The organism is Marinobacterium mangrovicola (genome assembly GCF_004339595.1).
In the GTDB taxonomy this organism is placed as follows: domain Bacteria; phylum Pseudomonadota; class Gammaproteobacteria; order Pseudomonadales; family Balneatricaceae; genus Marinobacterium_D; species Marinobacterium_D mangrovicola.
In genome coordinates this window covers 313,839-333,202 of record NZ_SMFU01000010.1, presented here as the reverse complement: position 1 = coordinate 333,202, position 19,364 = coordinate 313,839, and the positions used below count along the sequence as shown (strand labels likewise).

The window sequence follows — 19,364 nt, the reverse complement described above, 5'->3', positions numbered from 1 at the left end:
TTTAAGGAAGGCACCCATGTCAGGTTCCGAAGCTCTGTTCAAGGCCGCCCAGGCCCATATCCCCGGTGGCGTTAACTCCCCGGTCCGCGCATTCAAGGGTGTTGGCGGCACTCCGGTTTTCTTTAAAAAGGGGGAAGGCGCCTACCTGATCGACGAAGACGACAAGCAGTACATCGACTACGTCGGTTCCTGGGGCCCTATGATTCTCGGCCACAACTTCCCGCCGGTGATGGACGCGGTGCGTTCCGCGCTGGATAACGGCCTCGGCTTCGGCGCCCCTACCGCTATCGAAACCGAGATGGCTGACAAGGTCTGCGAGATCATGCCGTCCATCGAAATGGTACGCATGGTGAGCTCAGGCACCGAAGCCACCATGAGTGCCATCCGTCTGGCCCGTGGTTACACCGGCCGTGACAAGATCGTCAAATTCGAAGGCTGCTACCACGGTCACTCCGATTCCCTGCTGGTCAAGGCAGGCTCCGGCGCGCTGACCCTGGGTGAACCGAACTCCCCGGGGGTTCCCGCTTCCCTGGCCGAGCACACCCTGACCCTGGAATACAACAACCTGGATAACGTGCGCGAAGCCTTTACCCAGGTCGGCGAGCAGGTCGCCTGCATCATCGTCGAGCCGGTAGCCGGCAACATGAACTGCATCCCGCCGCAGCCGGGCTTCCTGGAAGGTCTGCGTGAAATCTGCGACCAGTACGGCACCGTGCTGATCTTTGATGAGGTGATGACCGGTTTCCGTGTCGCGCTCGGCGGCGCCCAGGCTTACTACAACGTCAAACCTGACCTGACCACCCTTGGCAAGGTGATTGGCGGCGGTCTGCCGGTAGGCGCATTCGGCGGCAAGAAAGAGATCATGTCTCATATCGCGCCGCTGGGCCCTGTGTATCAGGCGGGCACCCTGTCCGGGAACCCACTGGCCATGTCAGCAGGCCTCGCGATGCTTAACTCACTCTGCGAAGGCGATGTACATGAGTCATTGAGCGCCAAGGCCGAATACCTGACCCAAGGGCTGGAAGTGATCGCGGCCCGCCATAACGTGCCGTTCACCACCAACTGCGTTGGCGGCATGTTTGGCCTGTTCTTCACCGACAAGTCCGAAGTCACCGACTTCAAGGGCGCCACCGCCTGCGATACCGAGGCCTTCGGTCGCTTCTTCCACGCCATGCTGGATCAGGGGATCTACCTGGCACCGTCTGCCTTCGAAGCGGGCTTTATCTCCGACGCCCACACCGAAGCAGATCTGGATGCGACCCTGGCCGCAGCCGATAAGGCATTCGCGGCACTGTGACTTTCCAGGCAACGAGCCCGCTAGCATCGATCGCGGAACTGGTACTGCTGCTGGTCGTCGGCGGCAGTACCATCTGGGCCTACCGTTCCCGGCAGAACGACAAGCCTCATTCTGTGTTGCTGGGTACCTGGTCGCTGAGCTCTCTGTTTCTGGCACTGGCGGTCATTGCCGCCTGGCTGCCGGAAGGCAGCACCGACCTGGAGACGCTGAAACGTCTGGGCATCAATCTGGGTATCTACGCAGGTATGCCGATGCTGGCAGTGGCGGTCTACGCGCTGGGTAAAAGACTGTTCTGGAGTGCTGCGGGGTGGGGAAGGCTACTGCTGGGCTTTTTTGCCCTGTTCGAGCTGAACCGACAGCTAGGTTATGGCGAGGAGTATACCAATGTACTCGGCGCCGCCTCGGTGATTGGTGTATTGAGTGGTGCGCTGTTCCTGAGCGTTGCCAGGGCTCGAGTGCTTAGCGCCGCTGCAGCGGTTTCAGTCGCCGCGGCGCTGGCCTTTAGCGGCAGCGCTGCGCTGCCGGTCCCTGCCTACCCGGTCGCAGCAACACTGCTTGCCGCAATGGGAATCGCACTGCTGACCACAGCAGTGCGTCTTGAGATCAGTCTGCTGAACCAGCCGTCTCAGTAACGGCTGGCTTTCTGCTGCGCTTCACGGGCGCCGGCACTGTCGCCGGCGTCGCTTCTGATCAGCGCAATCAGGCTCCACAGGCGACGCTGCTGCTGCGCCTGACCAGACGCCACATTCACACCTTTCAGCGCGACCTGCTCCGCCTGCAGAAACTGACCCAGACGACGCTGCACATCCGCCAACTGGTAATACACCTGGGGATCACGCGGTGCGATACGCAGGGCTCGCTCCAGGCGATTCTGCGCCGCACGCAGATCACCGCCCTGGGTCTCCTGCTGCGCGGTATCCAGCAGTGCTACCACGGCGGCGTTGCGAGTCTTCTGACCGGCATCCTGGATGCTACCAACGCTGCTACTCTCCTCTGGCACTTCCTCACGCTGCTGCCGGAAAACCGGCATTTCATCGATAGGCTGAACCGTCACCCCTGGGCTTGGATCCACCGACTGCACACTGCCCGGCGGAGGTGGCGTGGTGCTGGACTGGCTTTCACTGCGATCTTCCACCGGTGCCCGGTATGGGTTTGGGCCTGCACAGCCCGCCAGCAGAAGCGCCAATCCCAGCGCAGGGACGATTTTTTTCATAATCTAGCCTTCAATTGATATCGGTGTCATTGAAACCAACCACGGAACCAGTCCAGTGGGTTATTTGACCTCGACCGTCGCTGCCCACAATCGACACTATCCTGCGGCTCCGTGCCGGCCAGGAAAGGCAACTGCTGCGAGCCTTCACAACGCTTGTCCGACTGTAGACCTGTCGCCTCGTCGATCCAGGCATACTCCACCCCCTCGGGGCGCGAAGCATAAAACGGTTCGGGGTGTTCTCGCCGCATAAAATCGGTCCAGACACGCAGGGCGCCACCGGAACCGGTAAACGGCAGAGTGGCATTATCATCGCGTCCCACCCAGACAACCGCAAGTCGATTACCGGTAAATCCGGCAAACCAGCTGTCGCGCTGACCGTTGGATGTGCCGGTCTTACCGGCGATATTCAGGTTGTTCGGCAGCACCGAGTAGGAATAGCGGGCAGTCCCCTCTCGCGCGACCTCCTGCATGGCGTACTGAATCAGGTGCACCAGTCGGGGGTCGACCTGCTGACGCAGTTTGAACGGATACCGTGATAGCTCCTCACCCTCGGCATCGGTAACCGAGCGGATCGCCCGCAAAGGCACGCGGAAACCGTTGGCTGCGATGGTCTGGTAGACACCGGCCACCTCCAGTGGCGACAGTGCCTGGGCGCCGAGCAGCAGCGACGGATAGGGTTTCAGCTCCCTATCGACACCGAGGCGTTCCAGCATATCGACCACCTTCTCCACACCGATATCCAGACCGAGTTTGGCGGTGGCCTGGTTGTAGGAGCGCGACAGCGCATAGTGCAGTGCCACATCACCGTGGCTCTTATGATCAAAGTTATCCGGCGACCAGATATCACCGTTGGGCAGTTCCAGGTCGAAGGCTTCATCCTCGATCTGCGAAGCCAAGGTATAGCCTTGCTCCAGCGCCGTCAGGTAAACCGCAGGTTTGACCAGAGAACCCACCGGACGCAGCGCATCCAGGGCGCGGTTGAAACCCTCGTAACTGCTGTTACGACCACCGATCACGGAGAGAATTTCACCGGTCTGCGGGTCGGCCACCACCATGCTGCTTTCCAGCTCATTGGCGGGCAGGTTGTAACCACTTTCCAGTTTCTTCAGCCAGTCCTGCTGAGCACGCTCGGCGCGGGACTGCACCAGCGGGTCCAGCGCAGTGAATACACGCAGCCCCTCAGAGCTCAGGTCTTCATCGCGGTACTCCTCCTGCAGCTGACGCTTCACCAGATCCAGGTAAGCGGGATAAGCGCCCTTGCGCAGACCACCTTGCGCTACCACGCCAAGCGGTTCATCAACGGCTGCCTGATATTGCTCTTCATCGATCTTCTCCTGATCTTTCATCAGGCGCAGCACCAGATTACGGCGCTCCAGCGCGCGCTCTGGATGACGGCGGGGATCAAAGTAGGACGGCCCTTTGACCAGCCCGGCCAGCAGCGCAGACTGCGCCAGTGACAGTTCGCCGACGGGGCGGCCGAAGTAGTAACGACTACCCATACCGAAGCCATGAATCGCCCGGGCACCGGATTGCCCCAGGTAAACCTCGTTCAGGTAGGCTTCAAGAATCTCTTCCTTGTCGTAATGCAGATCAAGCAGCACTGCCATCGGCATCTCAAGCAGCTTACGCGCCAGCGTACGATCCGCCGTCAGGTAAAAGTTCTTGATCAACTGCTGGGTTAGCGTACTGCCCCCCTGCACAAAGCGGCCGGCGCGCGCATTCACCCACATGGCACGGGCGATACCGCGCAGGGAGATACCAAAATGGTCGTAGTAATCCCGGTCTTCCACAGCGATCAACGCAGCGGGAAGTGACGGCGGAGCATCCTCCAGGCGGATCAGGTCACGGTCTTCGTTATCCTTGGGATAGATACCACCGATCATCATCGGCTCCATCCGCACCAGCGATAGTGAACCACCACCGCCGTCACGCAGACGTTGCAAACCGCCTGAGCCGAAATCCAGTTGCAGTGTACGGGAAGCTTCAACACCATCCGGGAAGGGGAAGCTACGGGTCACGATACGGGCGGAGTTACCGGACCAATGCACGGTACCGGGACGGCTCGCCGAGGAGACGGAGCGATAGCCCAGCGCCTGCAGCTCGATTTTGAAATCATCGGCGGTCAGCGCCTGGCCCGGGTATAGTTCCAACGGCCTGGCATAGACCTTGGCCGGCAGCGCCCAGCGCTTGCCTTCAAACTTTTCCCGCACCTGGGCATCGAGATAAACCAGCCCCGCTGCAGCAACCACCGAGAGCACCAGCGCCAGCTTGAGCAGGAGCCCAAGCAGCTTTCTGAACCAGGAGCGTGAGGCCTTTCGACCCCGTGCGGGCTTGCGGCTATTTCTCTTTTTACTCATCGTGTCAGTATAATCCGGAGCTTTATCGACTGAATGCGCGCCATGGTACCAGAACTGATCGAACGCTTGCGCCTGCCGGAGCACTACCCCCACCCCGTCTCAGAGATCGAGGTGATAGAGACTCATATCTCCTGGCTACTGCTCACCAGCGACTACGCGTACAAGATCAAGAAGCCGGTCAATTTCGGGTTTCTCGATTTCACCACACTCGAGCAGAGACGCTTCTGCTGCGAGGAAGAACTGCGCCTGAACCAGCGTCTGGCACCCGATATCTACGAGGCCGTCGTGCCGATCAGCGGCACCGAATCCGCCCCCCTGCTGGGCGACGCTTCCGCGCCGATCGAGTACGCCGTGCGCATGCGCCAGTTCGAGTCCGGCCAGCGCCTGGACCAGCTGCTGCAACGGCATCAGTTCCAGGCCGAATGGATCGATGTCCTCGCGGCCCAGATTGCCGATTTCCACCAGCGTATTCCCATCGTCGGTCAGGACAGCCCCTGGGGCGAGGCGGATGCGATCGCCGGCGCCGTCTTCGATAACTACGCGCATCTGGACCATTCCAAGCTCTCCGCGGATGACATCGCACTGCTGGAGAAACTGGAAAACTTCACCCGGCAACGCTTTGAAGCCCTCAAGGACACCCTCGCCGCTCGCAAGCGCCAGGGGCATATCCGCGAGTGCCACGGCGATCTGCACCTGGGCAATGTCACCCTGTATCAGGGCCACCTGCGCCTGTTCGACTGCATCGAGTTCAACCTGCAGTTCCGCTGGATAGACACCATCTGTGACCTGGCGTTCCTGCTCATGGACCTGGAAGCGAACGGACAGTTCCGCTGGGCTAACCGTTGTCTGAACCGCTACCTGGAATTAACCGGCGATTATGACGGCCTGGTGCTACTCGATTTTTACAAGGCCTATCGTTCCATGGTGCGTGCCAAGGTCGCCATGCTGGGCGATCACCCGGATATCGATGCCTTCCGTCATTACCTGCATCTGACCGAGCGCTACTGCACTCCCAAGCCGCCGTTCCTGCTGCTGATGCACGGCGTCAGCGGCAGCGGTAAAAGCTATCTCAGCAAGCGTCTGTTCGAGGCGATGGGCGCCATCCGCATCCGTTCCGATGTGGAGCGCAAGCGGATCTATCGCGAGGCATCGCGCAGCCAGCAGCTGGAGCTGTATGGCTCCGACATGAATCTGCGCACTTTCAACCACCTGCTGGACAGCACTCGCGCCATGCTGCGTGCAGGGATCAGCGTGGTGGTGGACGCCACCTTTATCCGTCTACGCGGCCGCAATCTGTTCCGCCAGATGGCGGCAAAAGAGCAGGTGGATGTGAGAATTATCAGCTGCCACTGTGACCAGAACCTGATCGAGGCAAGGCTGAAGCGGCGTGCTGAAGAGGGCACCGATCCCTCCGATGCCGATGTGGAGGTGATGCTGCGCCAGCAGGAGCTGCTGCACCCGATCACCGCTGAAGAGAGCCTGGTCACTCTGGATGTGGATACCCGTGATGACGAAGCGATCGAGCAGCTGCTGGCCCAGCTGCGCGGCCAGAAACTGTTGGAAGACTAACGACCGCCTGCACTGCTGAAAAGAGCCTGTCCGCCGGATGATTCGTAGCGTTCGATACGCACGTCATAGAGCGCGGACAGGGTCTCGGCGGTCATCACCTCGCCGCACTGCCCCTGCGCCACCAGGTCGCCCTCACGCATCAGCAGAACATGATCGGCATAGCAGGCTGCCAGATTAAGATCATGCAGCACGATAAAAATCGAATGCCCTTCGACGGCCAACTGCTGCAACAGCATCAGTGCCTGGTGCTGATGTTTGAGATCCAGCGCCGTCAGCGGCTCATCCAGCATAATCACCGAAGGCTCCCGCCCCCGCTGTGCCAGCACCCGTGCCAATTGAACCCGCTGCGCCTCGCCACCGGAGAGGCTCAAATAGCTGCGTTCCAACAGATGAGCGATATCCAGCCCCCTTGCCAGCTGTTCGATACGTTGATCCAGCTCCGGAAGGCTCAGATCCAGTGGATAACCGCCCATGGCGATCACCTCCCGCACCGGGAAGGCGAAATCCAACGGCTGGCTCTGCAACATCACCGCCAGATGGCGGGCACGCTCGGCAAGAGAGTATCGATGCAGGTTACGCCCCCGCAGCAGCACCTCTCCGGAGCCGGGCTCCAGCAAGCCACTGAGTAGCGCCAGCAACGTCGATTTTCCAGACCCGTTTGGCCCCAGCGCCACGTGGATCTGACCACCCGCCAGTTCCAGCTGCAGCGGCTGAATACGCCGCGAACCGCCGCCCTCAAAGGCCAGTGAGCGCGCTTCAAGCATAACCACCTCCGCGCCGCATCCGGTAGAGCAGTACAAACAGGAAGAAGGGGCCGCCTACCAGGGCAGTCAGAATACCGATTGGTAGTTCCGCAGGGCTGGCCAGCATGCGCGACAGCAGATCCGCGAGACTGAGGAAAAATGCCCCTAACAGCGCCGAGTGCGGCAGCAGGTGACGGTTATCCGGCCCACTGAGCAATCGCACCAGGTGCGGCACAATCAGGCCCACAAAGCTGATCAGACCACCGAAAGCCACCACGGAGCCAACGCCCAGCGCACAGAGCACCACCAGGCGGCGCTGCAGTTTGGCAACGTCCACACCCAACAGCTGAGCCTGGGAAACGCCGAGCAGCAACAGGTTCAGCTCGCGCCCCTCTCGTGCCAACAGCAACAACACCGGAAAAGCCACGCAGGTCAGCACGATCACCGGCATCCAGCCCTGTACGCTGAAATTACCCATCAGCCAGAAACTGGCCTGGCGCAGTGTCAGCTCATCGGAGAGATACTTGAGGGCACCGATACCCGCCATGGCGATGGCGTTGATCGCCATACCAGTGAGCAGCAGCGTAGTCACCGATACCCCCGCGAGGGATCGTGACAGCCGCATCACCAGCCAGGTAGACGCCAGCCCGCCCATAAACGCGGTCAACGGCATAGCAAACTCGGCAAAGCGATGCTGCACCAGCCAGCCGCCGGCAAATACCATCAGGGTCACTACGGCCAGTGCCGCGCCGGCGGATACGCCAATCAACGAGGGATCCGCCAGTGGATTGCGAAACAGTGACTGAGCTGCGGCGCCGGTGGCTGCCAGCAATGCGCCGGCAAACAGCGTCAGCAGCAGTCTGGGCAGGCGTAACTGATACAGCACTCGCCCCTGGTCGCTGTCCGGCGTCAGCCAGGCTGTATGATCCAGCTGCAGCGCACCGTAGTTGAGGCTGGCAGCACCGAGCACAACCAGCGCCAGCAGCAATACCAGTCTGAATAAAACCGGGGACCGGCTAATACTGGGCAAATCGATCTCTCCCGCCGTAAAATCAGTGCCCTGAATAAGAGCATCCTTAGTAACGACACTTTACCAAAACCAACGAATGGAAAACCCGATGCAGGAGATCTGCAAGCTGGACGATCTGCCGGACGGCGAGGGCCGCGGTTTCGATATCGAACTCGACGCGCTGCTGCTGATCCGCCGTGGCGAGCAGGTATTCGCCTACCGCAACAACTGCCCCCATCGCGGCATCCGCCTGGAGTGGCAGCCGGACCAGTTTCTCGACTACGAAAAACAGTACATCCAGTGTGCCACCCATGGCGCGTTGTTCACCATCGATGAGGGCGAGTGCATCGCCGGCCCCTGCCCCGGCGAGAAGCTGGATCAGCTGCGCTGCCGGGTTGAAGAGGGAAAAGTGCTCGTCGACTTTTAACGGGCGCCGCGCTTCGCCAACCTCTCCAGCGCCAGCTCGATCCGATCCAGCCCGGTGGTGTAGGAGAAGCGCACGTAACACTCCGCATCGAAACGGGAGAAATCCGCACCGGGTGTTGCCGCCACCTTATCCTCCTCCAGCAGCGACCAACACCAGTCGAAGCTGTTATCGGTAAGGTGACTGGCATCGGCGTAGACATAAAACGCCCCTTCCGGCGGTCGCGCGATACCGAAACCCAGCTCACGCAGACCGGACACGAGCAGATCCCGTCGCTTGCCAAACTCGGCGCGGCGCTGCTCGAACAGCTCAATCGACTCCGGCTCGAAACAGGCCAGGGCCGCATGCTGGGAGATGGTGGGCGGCGAGATAAACAGATTCTGCGCCACCTTCTCCATCTCCGCCACCGCATCTGCGGGCCCCACCAGCCAGCCCAGCCGCCAGCCGGTCATGCCGAAATACTTCGAGAAGCTGTTCATGACGATCACGTCGGAGTCCAGCGCCAGTGCGGTCTCGGCATCAAAACCGTAGGTGAGGCCGTGATAGAGCTCATCGACGATCAGCTCGCCACCCAGCTCACGCACCACCGCGGCGATCTTGGCCATCTCATCCGGCGGCACCACCGATCCGGTGGGGTTTGCCGGTGACGCCAGCAGGACGCCGGCCGTATCCTTTTGCCAGTGTTGGCGCACCAACTCGGCGGTGAGCTGGAAGTTGGTCGATGCATCCACCCTCACCCGCTGCGCCCGCGCTTCAACCAGGCGCAGAAACTGCGGATTACAGGGGTAACCTGGGTCAGCCATCATAAAGCTGCTGTCTTTCTCCGCCAGCAGCGTGAATGCCAGCAGCAGCCCTCCGGATGCCCCCGGTGTCACCAGCACACGCTCGGGACCGATATGTACGCCATAACGCTCGGCATAAAACTGCGCGATGCGCTGGCGTAGCGGCGCGATTCCGCCCGCGGGGGTGTACTGGATACTGCCTGCTTCAATCAGCTGATTAGCCGCTGCCTTGACCAGCGGCGCGGCACTGAAATCGGGTTCTCCGGCTTCCATGTGGACCACATCAAAGCCCTGGTCATCCAGTTCACGCGCACGCTTGAGCAGATCCATCACCTTGAATGAATCGATTGCCCTGGCCCTTGAACTCCAGTTTTTTGCACTCACCTTATATCCTCCGTTGAACTGAGCCAGAGTATAACCGCCCAACCCAATGAAGCAGAGCGACCAAGGTCGTAATTTGCCCACCCGCAGCTGGATCAAGCCAGCCACGCAAAGTGCGCAAATCCACCGATCAGGTCTAGCCTAAAGGGAAGGCTTCTGGTAATTTCACCGGCTTTTGAGATACCGCGTACTGCGGTTTCCCTAATCAGGATCAGGGCCCGGCACCCGGGAAAGCCCGTCAAACCGGCCCTAGATGTGAGGCTGCGCCAATGCCAAATACAACCGAATCACAGTTCACGCACTTCGAACCTTATCCGCTTGATACCGGTGAGGAGTACATGAACGAAGCGCAGAAAGATCACTTCCGCGCCATCCTGCAAAACTGGAAACTCCAGTTGATGGAAGAAGTGGACAGCACCATTACGCATCTCAAGGAAGAAGCATCCAACTTTGCCGACCCGAGCGACCGGGCCAGCCAGGAAGAGGAATTCAGCCTCGAGTTGAGAACGCGTGACCGTGAGCGCAAACTGATCCGCAAGATCGACGAAGCGATGGAACGGATCGACGAAGACGACTACGGCTACTGCGATGCCTGCGGCGTCGAGATTGGCATCCGCCGTCTGGAAGCTCGTCCGACCGCAACGCTTTGCATCGACTGCAAGACGTTGGCTGAAATCAAAGAGAAGCAGCTCGGCGGCTAAACCGACAGTTGCGGGACCGGAGTCCACTCCGGTCCCCATGTCGATACGGGAGGCTAAAGGAGGAACCGGCAACCTTGAGCTGCACAGGTCGTTTTGCCCCCTCGCCCACCGGCCCCCTTCATTTCGGCTCCCTGCTGGCCGCCCTGGCCAGTTATCTGGATATCCGCGCGCAAAATGGCAGGTGGCTGGTCCGTATCGAGGACCTGGATCCACCACGCGAGGTACCGGGCGCCAGCACGCTTATTCTTAACGCTCTCGAACAGTTCAAGCTGCACTGGGACGGCGAAGTCGTCTACCAGAGTCAGCGCCATCCGCTCTACCAGGCTGCCCTTGATCAACTTATCCACACCGGGCTCGCCTATCACTGCCAATGCAGCCGCAAGCAGCTGAAACTCCGAGACGCCCAGCACTCCTACGATGGCTACTGCCGGAATCACGCCCCGACGGCCGACGCGACCACCTCGGTGAGAGCGATCTACCCCGATGAAAGCCTGAGTTTTAACGACCGCATCCAGGGTGAAAGAGTCTATCCGGCCGATCCTGGCCGTGGCGATTTCGTTATTTTTCGCCGCGACGGCTTTTTTGCTTATCAACTGGCGGTGATCGTCGATGACGAGGCGCAGGGGATCGATCAGGTAGTACGCGGCGCCGATCTGATCGATGAAACGCCACGACAGATGGTGCTGCAACATCACCTGGGCTACCGCCAGCCGAGTTACGCCCATATCCCGGTACTGACCAACGCCGAGGGCCAGAAGCTGAGCAAACAGACCTTTGCTGAGCCCCTGTCACTGGAGCGGGACGAAATCCGTCAGCAACTGATAAGAGCGCTGACCCTGCTTGGCCATATCCCGCCGGCCGAGGCGCAGTACAGTTCCTGCGAAGAGATCCTTGCCTGGGCGGTAGCACACTGGTCACTGGCGCGGGTTCCCCGGGGTCTGACCCTGCCGCCGGAGAGCTGCTGAATGTATACCCACCGTCTGCTTCTGCTGCTGTCGCTGATCACGGCCCTGCTCGTGCCGGGCCTTCTCGATCTTTGGCTGTTCAGCGAGGGCCCCTGGTACCAACCCTTTCTGATCTGGGCCGGACTGTGTATTTTGACTCTTCTGATCGAACAGTGGCACCGCCATGAACTTTGAACTACCCCAACTGCTGCTGCTCTGCTTCGGCTATCTGCTCTGCCTGTTTACCGCCGCTTACCTGGCGGAGAAGGGCCGCCTGCCACGCAAGCTGATTCACCACCCGATGGTTCACGCGCTCTCGTTTGGTGTCTATGCCAGCGCCTGGACCTTCTACGGTAACTTCAGCATGGCGGCGGAGTCCGGTTACCTCTACCTGGCTCCCTATCTGGGCGCGGCAGCCACCTTTATGCTCACGCCGGTGCTGCTGATGCCGATCCTCAGGATCACCCGCACCTACCAGCTATCGTCTCTGGCGGACCTGTTTGCCTTTCGCTTTCGTAGCGGCCGCGTCGGCATCCTGACCACCCTGGCCCTGCTGTGCGCCAGCCTACCGCTGATCTCGATCCAGATTCAGGCGGTCTCGGACTCGCTCTATTACCTCAATGACAATATCAGCCGCCATCAGATCGCCGCGGTTTTCTGCGCTCTGATCGCGCTGTTTGCGATTCTTTTCGGCGCCCGGCACGCATCCCTGCGCAACAGCCATAGCGGCCTGGTAGCGGCAATCGCCATTCAGTCGCTGATCAAGGTCGCGGCGCTGCTGACGGTCGCGGCCTTCGCCTTTTTCGGTGTGTTTGATGGCCCCTGGGGGCTGGCGGCCTGGCTGCAAGCGGTGCCTTCGGTTCTGACTGAGATGCAGCACCCCGAGAGCAGAGGCAACTGGCAGGTGATGGTGCTGGCCTTTGCCGGTTCGGTGGTCGTGATGCCGCACATGTTCCATCTGGCGTTTACCGAAAATGTGTCATCGGAAAGCCTCTACAAGGCAACCTGGGTGGTACCGCTGCTACTTTTACTTCTGGCGATCTGCGTGCCGCCGATCTACTGGGCCAACTTGGCCAGCGGCGGGCTCGCCGGTGAAGCCAAATTCTCGGTGCTGATGCTCGGCAATGCCCTGAACCACCCCGGGCTTACGTTGATCGCCCTGCTGGGAGGCCTCTCCGCCGCCAGCGGGTTAATGATTGTGGCCGCCGTGGCACTGGCGTCGATGATGCAGAACCACCTGGTCCTGCCGCTGCTGAAACGCCCGGAACACACCCGCTTTTACACCTGGCTGCTGTGGCTGCGCCGTTTCCTGATCGTGTTACTGATCTTCAGCTGCTATCTGTTTTATATCTCCTTTGGCGAGCGTTTTTCCCTGCGTCAGCTCGGCTCGCTGGGTCTGATCGCCTTTGTCCAATTCCTTCCCGGTTTGCTGGCCACGCTCTACTGGCCAGGCGCCAGCCGCAACGGTTTTCTCCTCGGTCTGGCCGGCGGTCTTGGCGTCTGGCTGTTTGCGCTGACCCTGCCGCTGCACCGAGACCTGTTCCTGCTCGATATCCCCAGCGGTAACGACGAGAACTGGCACCTGGTAACACTGTTCTCTTTACTGCTGAATATGGGCCTGATGATTCTCGGCTCGATTCTCTTTCCCGGTAGCGACGCCGAACGCCAGAGCGCCAACGCCTGCGTACTCAACGGCCTGAAGAGACCGCTCGGTGCCAGTGCCGCCGCCGGACAGGCGGAAGACCTGCAGGCGCAACTTGAGCCCCGCGTAGGCAAGGAAAGCGCCCGACGCGAAATCAATCGCGCCCGGGCAGAGTTGAATCTACCGGCGGGCGAGCTGCGTCCTCTGGATATCCTGCGTCTGCGCAGTCAGCTGGAGTACAACCTTTCGGGTCTGCTCGGGCCGGTGGAGGCGACAGCGATCCTGAACCCGCAATCGCTCCAGGCCAGCAGCGGCTTCCGCGCCCGTGAGATCCACCTGCTGGAGAACCAGCTTGAACGCTATGACGCCGAACTTTCCGGCCTTGCCGCCGAACTTGATCAACTGCGTCGTTACCACCGCCTGACTCTACAGCGCCTGCCGATCGGCGCCTGTACCCTGGATAGCGAAATGCGCATCCAGTTCTGGAACAGCGAACTGACCCACTACACCGGCGTTGACGATGAAAGCTGTATCGGTGCGCCGTTATGGACACTGCCCGCCCCCTGGAGTGACCTGCTCGGTGATTTTGCCAGCGGCGACAACTACCACAAGACGGCGGTGCAACTGGAGCTGGATGGCAAGCCCCGCTGGTTCACGCTGCACAAGGCCTCACTGGACAGCGGCGCCCGCGGCGGCATGGTGCTGCTGATAGAGGATGAAACCGAGTATCAGTTGATCGCGAAAAACCTGGCGCACCAGGAACGGCTCGCCTCCATTGGCCAGTTTGCCGCTGGCGTCGCCCATGAGATCGGCAACCCGGTCACCGGCATCGCCTGCCTGGCGCAAAACCTGAAGCTGGAAACGGATAACCGGGAGATCCTCACCACCGGCGACCAGATCGTAGAACAGACAGAACGGATCAGCCGGATCGTGCGCTCACTGGTACGTTTTGCACACACCGGCCGACAGCAGAACAGCGGCGAACACCTGCCCACCTCCCTGCATGATCTGGCGGCCGACGCCATACGCCTGGTACAACTGGACAGTCGCACCCGACAACAACAGTTTGAAAACCGGGTACCGGCAATTCTTCAGATCGCTGCCGATCCACAGCAGATGCTGCAGGTGTTTATCAACCTGCTCAACAACGCCAGTGATGCGTCTCCCGATGACGGGCGGATTGTGGTCGATGCAAAAGAGGAGCAAAGCAGGATCAAGCTGACGATCACCGACAACGGTAGCGGCATCTCCGCCCAGGATATGAACCGCCTGTTCGAGCCCTTCTTTACCACCAAGGAACCGGGCAAGGGTACAGGCCTGGGGTTATCTTTGGTCTACAACATAATCACGGAACACTATGGTAGTATCGAACTTCTAAGCCCCGCCAATAAGAACCAGAAGAATGGCACTCAGGTGGTTATAACCTTACCCCGGTACAGCGGAAACCTTTCCTGACCCGTACCGCAAGAGAGAACCAAGGGTCCCAGCCATATGAGCCGAATTCTGATTGTTGAGGATGAGTCGATCATCCGCTCAGCACTCAAACGCTTACTCGAAAAAAACGACTATAACGTAAGCGATGCCGCCTCGGTTGCCGAAGCGACCGAGCAGTTTCAGCTGTCCGATTTTGATCTGATCATCAGCGATCTGCGCCTGCCCGGCGCCAGTGGAACCGATCTGATCGAGCTGTCACGACCGGTGCCGGTGCTAATCATGACCAGCTACGCCAGTCTGCGCTCCGCCGTCGATGCCATGAAACTCGGCGCCGTGGACTATATCGCCAAACCTTTCGACCACGACGAGATGCTGGCCACGGTACGCAGCGTACTGGAGCGCACCGGCAACGCCGTGGACGCAGAGCCCCCTGTCGAAAGCGCCGCCAGTAACCAGACCGAGATCATCGGCCAGTGCCAACCGATGCAAGATCTGTTCAAGCGCATCAACAAGGTGGCCCGTACCGATGCCACGGTATTGATTCTGGGTGAATCGGGTACCGGCAAGGAGCTGGCCGCCCGCGCCATCCATGAGCAGAGCGACCGCGCCGGCAAGGCGATGATCTGCGTAAACTGCGCAGCGATTCCGGACACCCTGATCGAATCCGAACTGTTCGGACATGAGAAAGGCGCCTTCACCGGTGCTAACGCGACCCGCAGCGGCCTGATCGAATCCGCCGATGGCGGTACGCTGTTCCTTGACGAGATCGGCGAGCTGCCACTGGAAGCCCAGGCGCGCCTGCTGCGTTTCCTGCAGGAGGGCGAGATCCGCCGCGTCGGCGCCGTTCAGCCCCGCAAGGTCAATGTCCGCCTGATCGCCGCCACCCACCGTGACCTGAAAAACCTGGCTAAGGTGGGCGACTTCCGCGAAGACCTCTATTACCGCCTCTATGTCATGGAACTGCGCATGCCGCCGTTGCGCGAACGCGGTGAGGATATTATCGAGCTGGCCGAACGCTTCCTGCAGAGCCAGGCCCGCAAGCTCGACGCCGGGCCGCTGTCACTGAGCCCTGCGGCCCGCGAAGTGATGCTTGGCTATAACTGGCCCGGCAATGTGCGTGAGCTTGAGAACGCCATAGAACGCGCGGTTATTCTCGCCGACAGCTCACAGATCACCCCGGAGCTGCTTGGCCTGGATACCGATCATCTGTCACTCAGTACCCTGGAAAACAGCTACGAACAAAGCAAGGTCGAACTGGCGGCCTCTTCCGGCGCCGGCAGCAATCGTCGTGCGCGTACCGACCTGTCACTGGATGACTACTTCCAGCGCTTCGTACTGGAAAACCAGGAACAGATGAGCGAGACAGAGCTGGCACGTACGCTGGGTGTCAGCCGCAAGTGCTTGTGGGAGCGCCGCCAGAAGCTGGGCATTCCACGTAAACAAAAGAAGTAACACTTAAGAACGAGGGTAACACTTTCTTAAGTGTTACCTATCTACCCATGATGCATCGCAGCAAACGTGACTGGCGGTAACACTCCCCAGGTAACACTTCTCCGCCACAGGGTTACAAAAATTATTTAACCGAATAGTTTCAATAACTTAAAAAACCTGGCACAGCATCTGCTTTATACGTATCAGAACAACAACAACGACGACCTGCGAAGGTTCGACATCAATAAAAATAAAAATAGTCGTTCCGGAAAGGTGTCCCGCCTCGAATAAAAATAAAAATGAGGCTTGGCTGATCACAGAATTGACTACCCGGCCATTAACGGTAATAAAAATAATAAACCGAAGATGCGCACCTGAGGTGGCAAGTTTGTGATCAGCACCCCCCACCTACTTCCGTTTTCCCCCTGCTCGACCACCTCACTGGCTAATTGCTCGAACTGACATCGTTTAACCAAACCTGCCCAGTACTTCTGTCACGTATCTACCTCTGCAACAACGTAAGTACCTCTGAAACCCAGCGAAACAACGCTTCGCATGGCGGACTACAGCATACTCCCCCGAAATGCTATGATGCGGCACCTTTGAATTATTGATCCTTATTCACACAGCGACCCTGCACTGATGCTCACTTCGTTATTGATCCTGTTGCTGGTAGTGGCAATCCCGCTGCTGGGTTTCATCTATGTGCGTTACACCATCGCACACACACCTGTTCCAGGCGCCTCGGCTGCGGACGCAGACATTTCTGCGCAAAGCACCGAAGAGCAGCCTCTGGGGCAGCGTCTCAGCATTCCTGAAGAGGAACATCGCATCGCCCGGCAGAAGCTCGACGATAATGCGATGAAGGTGGTTTACCGACTGCTCGATGAGGGCTACGAAGCCTATCTCGTCGGCGGCTGTATCCGCGACCTGCTGCTCAACAAGCACCCCAAAGACTTTGATGTGGCTACCTCCGCTCACCCTGAACAGGGCGAGGAGCTGTTCCGCCGCTCACGCCTGATCGGTCGACGCTTCAAGCTGCTGCATGTGCGCTTTGGTCGAGAACTGATCGAAGTCGCCACCTTCCGCGCCGGTCACGACAGCGAAGACAACAACGGCGAGCATGGTAAGCAGTCCGAGTCCGGCATGATCCTCAGGGATAACGTCTACGGCACCATCGAAGAAGACGCCCTGCGCCGCGACTTCACCATCAACGCCCTGTATTACAGCGTCGCCGACCACAGCATTCTTGACTTCGCCAACGGCTACCGTGATATCAAAAAGCGCCAGATCCGCATGATCGGCGACCCGGAAACCCGTTACCGCGAAGATCCGGTGCGCATGCTGCGTGCCGCCCGCTTCGCCGCCAAATTAGGCTTTGAAATCGAACCCGGCACCGCCGAGCCGATTCACAAGCTGGGCCCGATGCTGACCCGCATTGCGCCGGCGCGCTTGTTCGATGAAGCGCTGAAGCTGCTGCAGAGCGGTCACGGCGAAGCGTCTTTGCGCCAGCTGAAACGCTTTGACCTGTTCCGCACCCTGTTCCCACAGACCGATGCGATGCTCGACTCCGAAGAGTATCCAGTGGAAACTCTGGTCGAGAATGCGCTGAGCAACACCGACCGCCGTCTTGCCCAAGGCAAGAGCGTCACCCCGGCCTTCCTGTTTGCCGCCCTGCTCTGGTATCCGATGCAGCGCCGCTTCCAGGAGCTGCTCGACGAGCGCGACCAGCCTGCTCTGCAGTGTCTGCATCAGGCCGCCAACGAGGTACTCTCCGAACAGGTACGTTCAACCGCCATTCCACGCCGCTTCTCCGCACCGGTGCGTGAAATCTGGGAACTTCAGCAGCGTCTGCCGCGCAAGCGTCGTGCCGATCAGCTGGTTACCCATCCGCGCTTCCGCGCCGCCTACGACCTGTTGTTGCTGCGTGAAACCAGTGGCGAAGATCTGGGGGGCCTGAGCCAGTGGTGGACCGACTACCAGAACGCCGACGAGAACCAGCGCTCCGAACTGCAGAAACCGGGCGACGATGTCGAACGCGCACCGCGCAAACGCCGTCGCCGCCGTAAACCTCGCAAGCCGCAAAGCGATGACTGATTCGATCCGCTGTTACATCGGCCTGGGCAGCAACCTAGAGGACCCGCAGGCACAGGTTCGCACCGCTCTGGAGCAACTGACCAGCCTGCCGGACACCGAACTGGTTGCAGCATCATCGCTGTACCGCTCCGACCCGGTCGGTCCACAGGACCAGCCAGACTTCGTCAATGCGGTGGCCGAACTGAACACCCGGCTTGCTCCAGAGGCGCTGCTTGATGAACTACAGGCGATTGAACAAGCGCATCGACGCGTACGCGAGCGCCATTGGGGCCCGCGCACACTGGATCTGGATATCCTGCTCTACGCAGAGCAACAGATCGAAAGCGAGCGCCTGGTGGTACCCCACAGATTCATGCGGGAAAGAGGTTTTGTCCTCTGGCCGCTGGCAGAGATCGCCCCCTCTCTGATCCTGCCGGATGGAACGCCCCTGTCTAAGCTATTATCCCTTTGCCCGATGGGCACACTCGAAAAGATAGGGCTATAATCCGCCCTTTTCGCGACGCGACAGACACCAAAAGACAACATATAAGGTCGAGAGCGCTATGAGTAACATCACCCTGCATACCCTCGCCGCACGTAAAGCAGCAGGCGAAAAATTCGCCGTGCTGACTGCCTATGACGCGACGTTCGCCCACCAGGTGAGCTCCGCCGGAATCGAGATGATCCTGGTCGGCGACTCCCTCGGCATGGTGCTTCAGGGGCGGGACAGCACCTTGCCGGTATCTCTCGAAGAGATGGTCTATCACACCGAGGCGGTAGCCCGTGGTAACCAGGGCGCCATGATCATGGCCGACCTGCCGTTCATGAGTTACGCAACTCCTGAACAGGCGATGCAAAGCGGTGCCGATCTGATGCGCGCTGGCGCCCATATCCTCAAGCTTGAGGGCGGTCGCTGGCTGTGCGAAGCCACCAGCATGCTGGCTGAGCGTGGCGTTCCTGTCTGCGCGCACATGGGCCTGACCCCGCAGACGATCAACAAGCTGGGCGGCTATCGCGTTCAGGGCCGAACCCGCGAATCGGCACTGGAGATGATCGAAGATGCCCGCAGGCTGGAAGAAGCCGGCGCCAGCATGCTGCTGCTGGAGTGTGTACCCACGGTGCTGGCGCAGGAGATTACCGCCAATGCCGGTATCCCTGTGATCGGCATAGGCGCCGGCCCGCATACCGATGCGCAGGTGCTGGTGATGCACGATATCCTCGGGATCACACCGGGGCGCACACCCCGCTTTGTGAAAAACTTCCTAGCCGAAGCCGGCAGTATTCAGGGCGCTTTCGCGCTGTATGCCGAACAGGTCAAAAACGGCAGCTTCCCTGCCAGCGAACACGGATTCGAATAACAG

Annotated in this window: 17 protein-coding genes; 12 read left to right on the top strand and 5 right to left on the bottom strand. The window is 59.9% G+C overall.

All coding sequences use genetic code 11. The features are described 5' to 3' along the window. The first annotated feature begins 16 nt into the window (after positions 1-16). Together hemL and CLV83_RS17040 are read left to right on the top strand one after the other, a co-directional pair. Complete coding sequence (gene hemL / locus CLV83_RS17045; protein WP_132295204.1) at positions 17-1,297, top strand: glutamate-1-semialdehyde 2,1-aminomutase; 1,281 nt, start codon at positions 17-19, stop codon at positions 1,295-1,297. Further along, positions 1,294-1,929 carry a hypothetical protein gene (locus CLV83_RS17040; RefSeq protein ID WP_132295201.1) on the top strand — a complete coding sequence of 212 codons (636 nt, stop codon included), beginning with the start codon at positions 1,294-1,296 and terminating at the stop codon, positions 1,927-1,929. Before hemL ends, CLV83_RS17040 begins: the two co-directional genes overlap by 4 nt. Here the strand turns inward: CLV83_RS17040 and CLV83_RS17035 are convergent. Further along, positions 1,923-2,510, bottom strand: a complete 588-nt coding sequence (locus CLV83_RS17035) for a tetratricopeptide repeat protein (protein ID WP_132295198.1) — start codon at positions 2,508-2,510, stop codon at positions 1,923-1,925. The genes CLV83_RS17040 and CLV83_RS17035 overlap by 7 nt on opposite strands. Positions 2,511-2,536: 26 nt before the next feature. Continuing rightward, on the bottom strand, positions 2,537-4,867 hold the full coding sequence (gene mrcB, locus CLV83_RS17030) for a penicillin-binding protein 1B (RefSeq protein ID WP_132295195.1): 2,331 nt from the start codon (positions 4,865-4,867) through the stop codon (positions 2,537-2,539). 33 nt (positions 4,868-4,900) lie between these two features. On the opposite strand from mrcB, the gene CLV83_RS17025 reads away from it, so the two are divergent. Continuing rightward, complete coding sequence (locus tag CLV83_RS17025) at positions 4,901-6,436, top strand: bifunctional aminoglycoside phosphotransferase/ATP-binding protein (RefSeq protein ID WP_243642421.1); 1,536 nt, start codon at positions 4,901-4,903, stop codon at positions 6,434-6,436. Here CLV83_RS17025 and CLV83_RS17020 read toward each other — a convergent pair. Together CLV83_RS17020 and CLV83_RS17015 are read right to left on the bottom strand one after the other, a co-directional pair. Further along, complete coding sequence (locus CLV83_RS17020) at positions 6,433-7,200, bottom strand: heme ABC transporter ATP-binding protein (RefSeq protein WP_132295192.1); 768 nt, start codon at positions 7,198-7,200, stop codon at positions 6,433-6,435. The genes CLV83_RS17025 and CLV83_RS17020 overlap by 4 nt on opposite strands. After that, positions 7,193-8,209: a FecCD family ABC transporter permease gene (locus CLV83_RS17015; protein ID WP_207894927.1), complete on the bottom strand. Its 1,017-nt coding sequence runs from the start codon at positions 8,207-8,209 to the stop codon at positions 7,193-7,195. Before CLV83_RS17015 ends, CLV83_RS17020 begins: the two co-directional genes overlap by 8 nt. Positions 8,210-8,297: 88 nt before the next feature. Here CLV83_RS17015 and CLV83_RS17010 point away from each other — a divergent pair, with 88 nt between their 5' ends. Then, on the top strand, positions 8,298-8,615 hold the full coding sequence (locus CLV83_RS17010; protein ID WP_132295189.1) for a Rieske (2Fe-2S) protein: 318 nt from the start codon (positions 8,298-8,300) through the stop codon (positions 8,613-8,615). Here CLV83_RS17010 and CLV83_RS17005 read toward each other — a convergent pair. After that, entirely contained in the window at positions 8,612-9,778 is a 1,167-nt protein-coding gene (locus CLV83_RS17005; protein ID WP_243642420.1) for an aminotransferase class I/II-fold pyridoxal phosphate-dependent enzyme, read from the bottom strand. The two genes, CLV83_RS17010 and CLV83_RS17005, sit on opposite strands and share 4 nt — an antisense overlap. 266 nt (positions 9,779-10,044) lie before the next feature. Here CLV83_RS17005 and dksA point away from each other — a divergent pair, with 266 nt between their 5' ends. The 8 genes from dksA to panB all read left to right on the top strand — a co-directional run bounded on the left by dksA (position 10,045) and on the right by panB (position 19,361). Next, complete coding sequence (gene dksA, locus CLV83_RS17000; protein WP_132295186.1) at positions 10,045-10,476, top strand: RNA polymerase-binding protein DksA; 432 nt, start codon at positions 10,045-10,047, stop codon at positions 10,474-10,476. Between the two features lie 74 nt (positions 10,477-10,550). After that, a complete protein-coding gene (gene gluQRS, locus CLV83_RS16995; protein WP_132295183.1) occupies positions 10,551-11,441 on the top strand; it encodes a tRNA glutamyl-Q(34) synthetase GluQRS in 891 nt (296 codons plus the stop codon). Continuing rightward, on the top strand, positions 11,442-11,615 hold the full coding sequence (locus CLV83_RS22615; RefSeq protein ID WP_165900336.1) for a hypothetical protein: 174 nt from the start codon (positions 11,442-11,444) through the stop codon (positions 11,613-11,615). Beyond that, entirely contained in the window at positions 11,605-14,517 is a 2,913-nt protein-coding gene (locus tag CLV83_RS16990) for an ATP-binding protein (RefSeq protein ID WP_132295180.1), read from the top strand. The genes CLV83_RS22615 and CLV83_RS16990 overlap by 11 nt, the downstream gene beginning before the upstream one ends. 36 nt (positions 14,518-14,553) lie before the next feature. Beyond that, on the top strand, positions 14,554-15,948 hold the full coding sequence (locus CLV83_RS16985) for a sigma-54-dependent transcriptional regulator (protein WP_132295177.1): 1,395 nt from the start codon (positions 14,554-14,556) through the stop codon (positions 15,946-15,948). A 621-nt stretch (positions 15,949-16,569) separates the two neighbouring features. Next, positions 16,570-18,024: a polynucleotide adenylyltransferase PcnB gene (pcnB, locus tag CLV83_RS16980; RefSeq protein WP_132295174.1), complete on the top strand. Its 1,455-nt coding sequence runs from the start codon at positions 16,570-16,572 to the stop codon at positions 18,022-18,024. Next, a complete protein-coding gene (gene folK, locus CLV83_RS16975; RefSeq protein WP_132295171.1) occupies positions 18,017-18,508 on the top strand; it encodes a 2-amino-4-hydroxy-6-hydroxymethyldihydropteridine diphosphokinase in 492 nt (163 codons plus the stop codon). The genes pcnB and folK overlap by 8 nt, the downstream gene beginning before the upstream one ends. Positions 18,509-18,566: 58 nt before the next feature. Further along, positions 18,567-19,361, top strand: a complete 795-nt coding sequence (panB, locus tag CLV83_RS16970) for a 3-methyl-2-oxobutanoate hydroxymethyltransferase (protein WP_132295168.1) — start codon at positions 18,567-18,569, stop codon at positions 19,359-19,361. Positions 19,362-19,364: the final 3 nt, after the last annotated feature.

Bases quoted from the DNA above. Each gene is read 5' to 3' on its own strand.
- mrcB (WP_132295195.1), bottom strand. From the start codon at position 4,867: ATGAGTAAAAAGAGAAATAGCCGCAAGCCCGCACGGGGTCGAAAGGCC.
- CLV83_RS17010 (WP_132295189.1), top strand. From the start codon at position 8,298: ATGCAGGAGATCTGCAAGCTGGACGATCTGCCGGACGGCGAGGGCCGC.
- hemL (WP_132295204.1), top strand. From the start codon at position 17: ATGTCAGGTTCCGAAGCTCTGTTCAAGGCCGCCCAGGCCCATATCCCC.
- CLV83_RS17020 (WP_132295192.1), bottom strand. From the start codon at position 7,200: ATGCTTGAAGCGCGCTCACTGGCCTTTGAGGGCGGCGGTTCGCGGCGT.
- dksA (WP_132295186.1), top strand. From the start codon at position 10,045: ATGCCAAATACAACCGAATCACAGTTCACGCACTTCGAACCTTATCCG.
- panB (WP_132295168.1), top strand. From the start codon at position 18,567: ATGAGTAACATCACCCTGCATACCCTCGCCGCACGTAAAGCAGCAGGC.
- pcnB (WP_132295174.1), top strand. From the start codon at position 16,570: ATGCTCACTTCGTTATTGATCCTGTTGCTGGTAGTGGCAATCCCGCTG.
- CLV83_RS16990 (WP_132295180.1), top strand. From the start codon at position 11,605: ATGAACTTTGAACTACCCCAACTGCTGCTGCTCTGCTTCGGCTATCTG.
- CLV83_RS17025 (WP_243642421.1), top strand. From the start codon at position 4,901: ATGCGCGCCATGGTACCAGAACTGATCGAACGCTTGCGCCTGCCGGAG.
- CLV83_RS16985 (WP_132295177.1), top strand. From the start codon at position 14,554: ATGAGCCGAATTCTGATTGTTGAGGATGAGTCGATCATCCGCTCAGCA.
- CLV83_RS17035 (WP_132295198.1), bottom strand. From the start codon at position 2,510: ATGAAAAAAATCGTCCCTGCGCTGGGATTGGCGCTTCTGCTGGCGGGC.
- folK (WP_132295171.1), top strand. From the start codon at position 18,017: ATGACTGATTCGATCCGCTGTTACATCGGCCTGGGCAGCAACCTAGAG.
- CLV83_RS22615 (WP_165900336.1), top strand. From the start codon at position 11,442: ATGTATACCCACCGTCTGCTTCTGCTGCTGTCGCTGATCACGGCCCTG.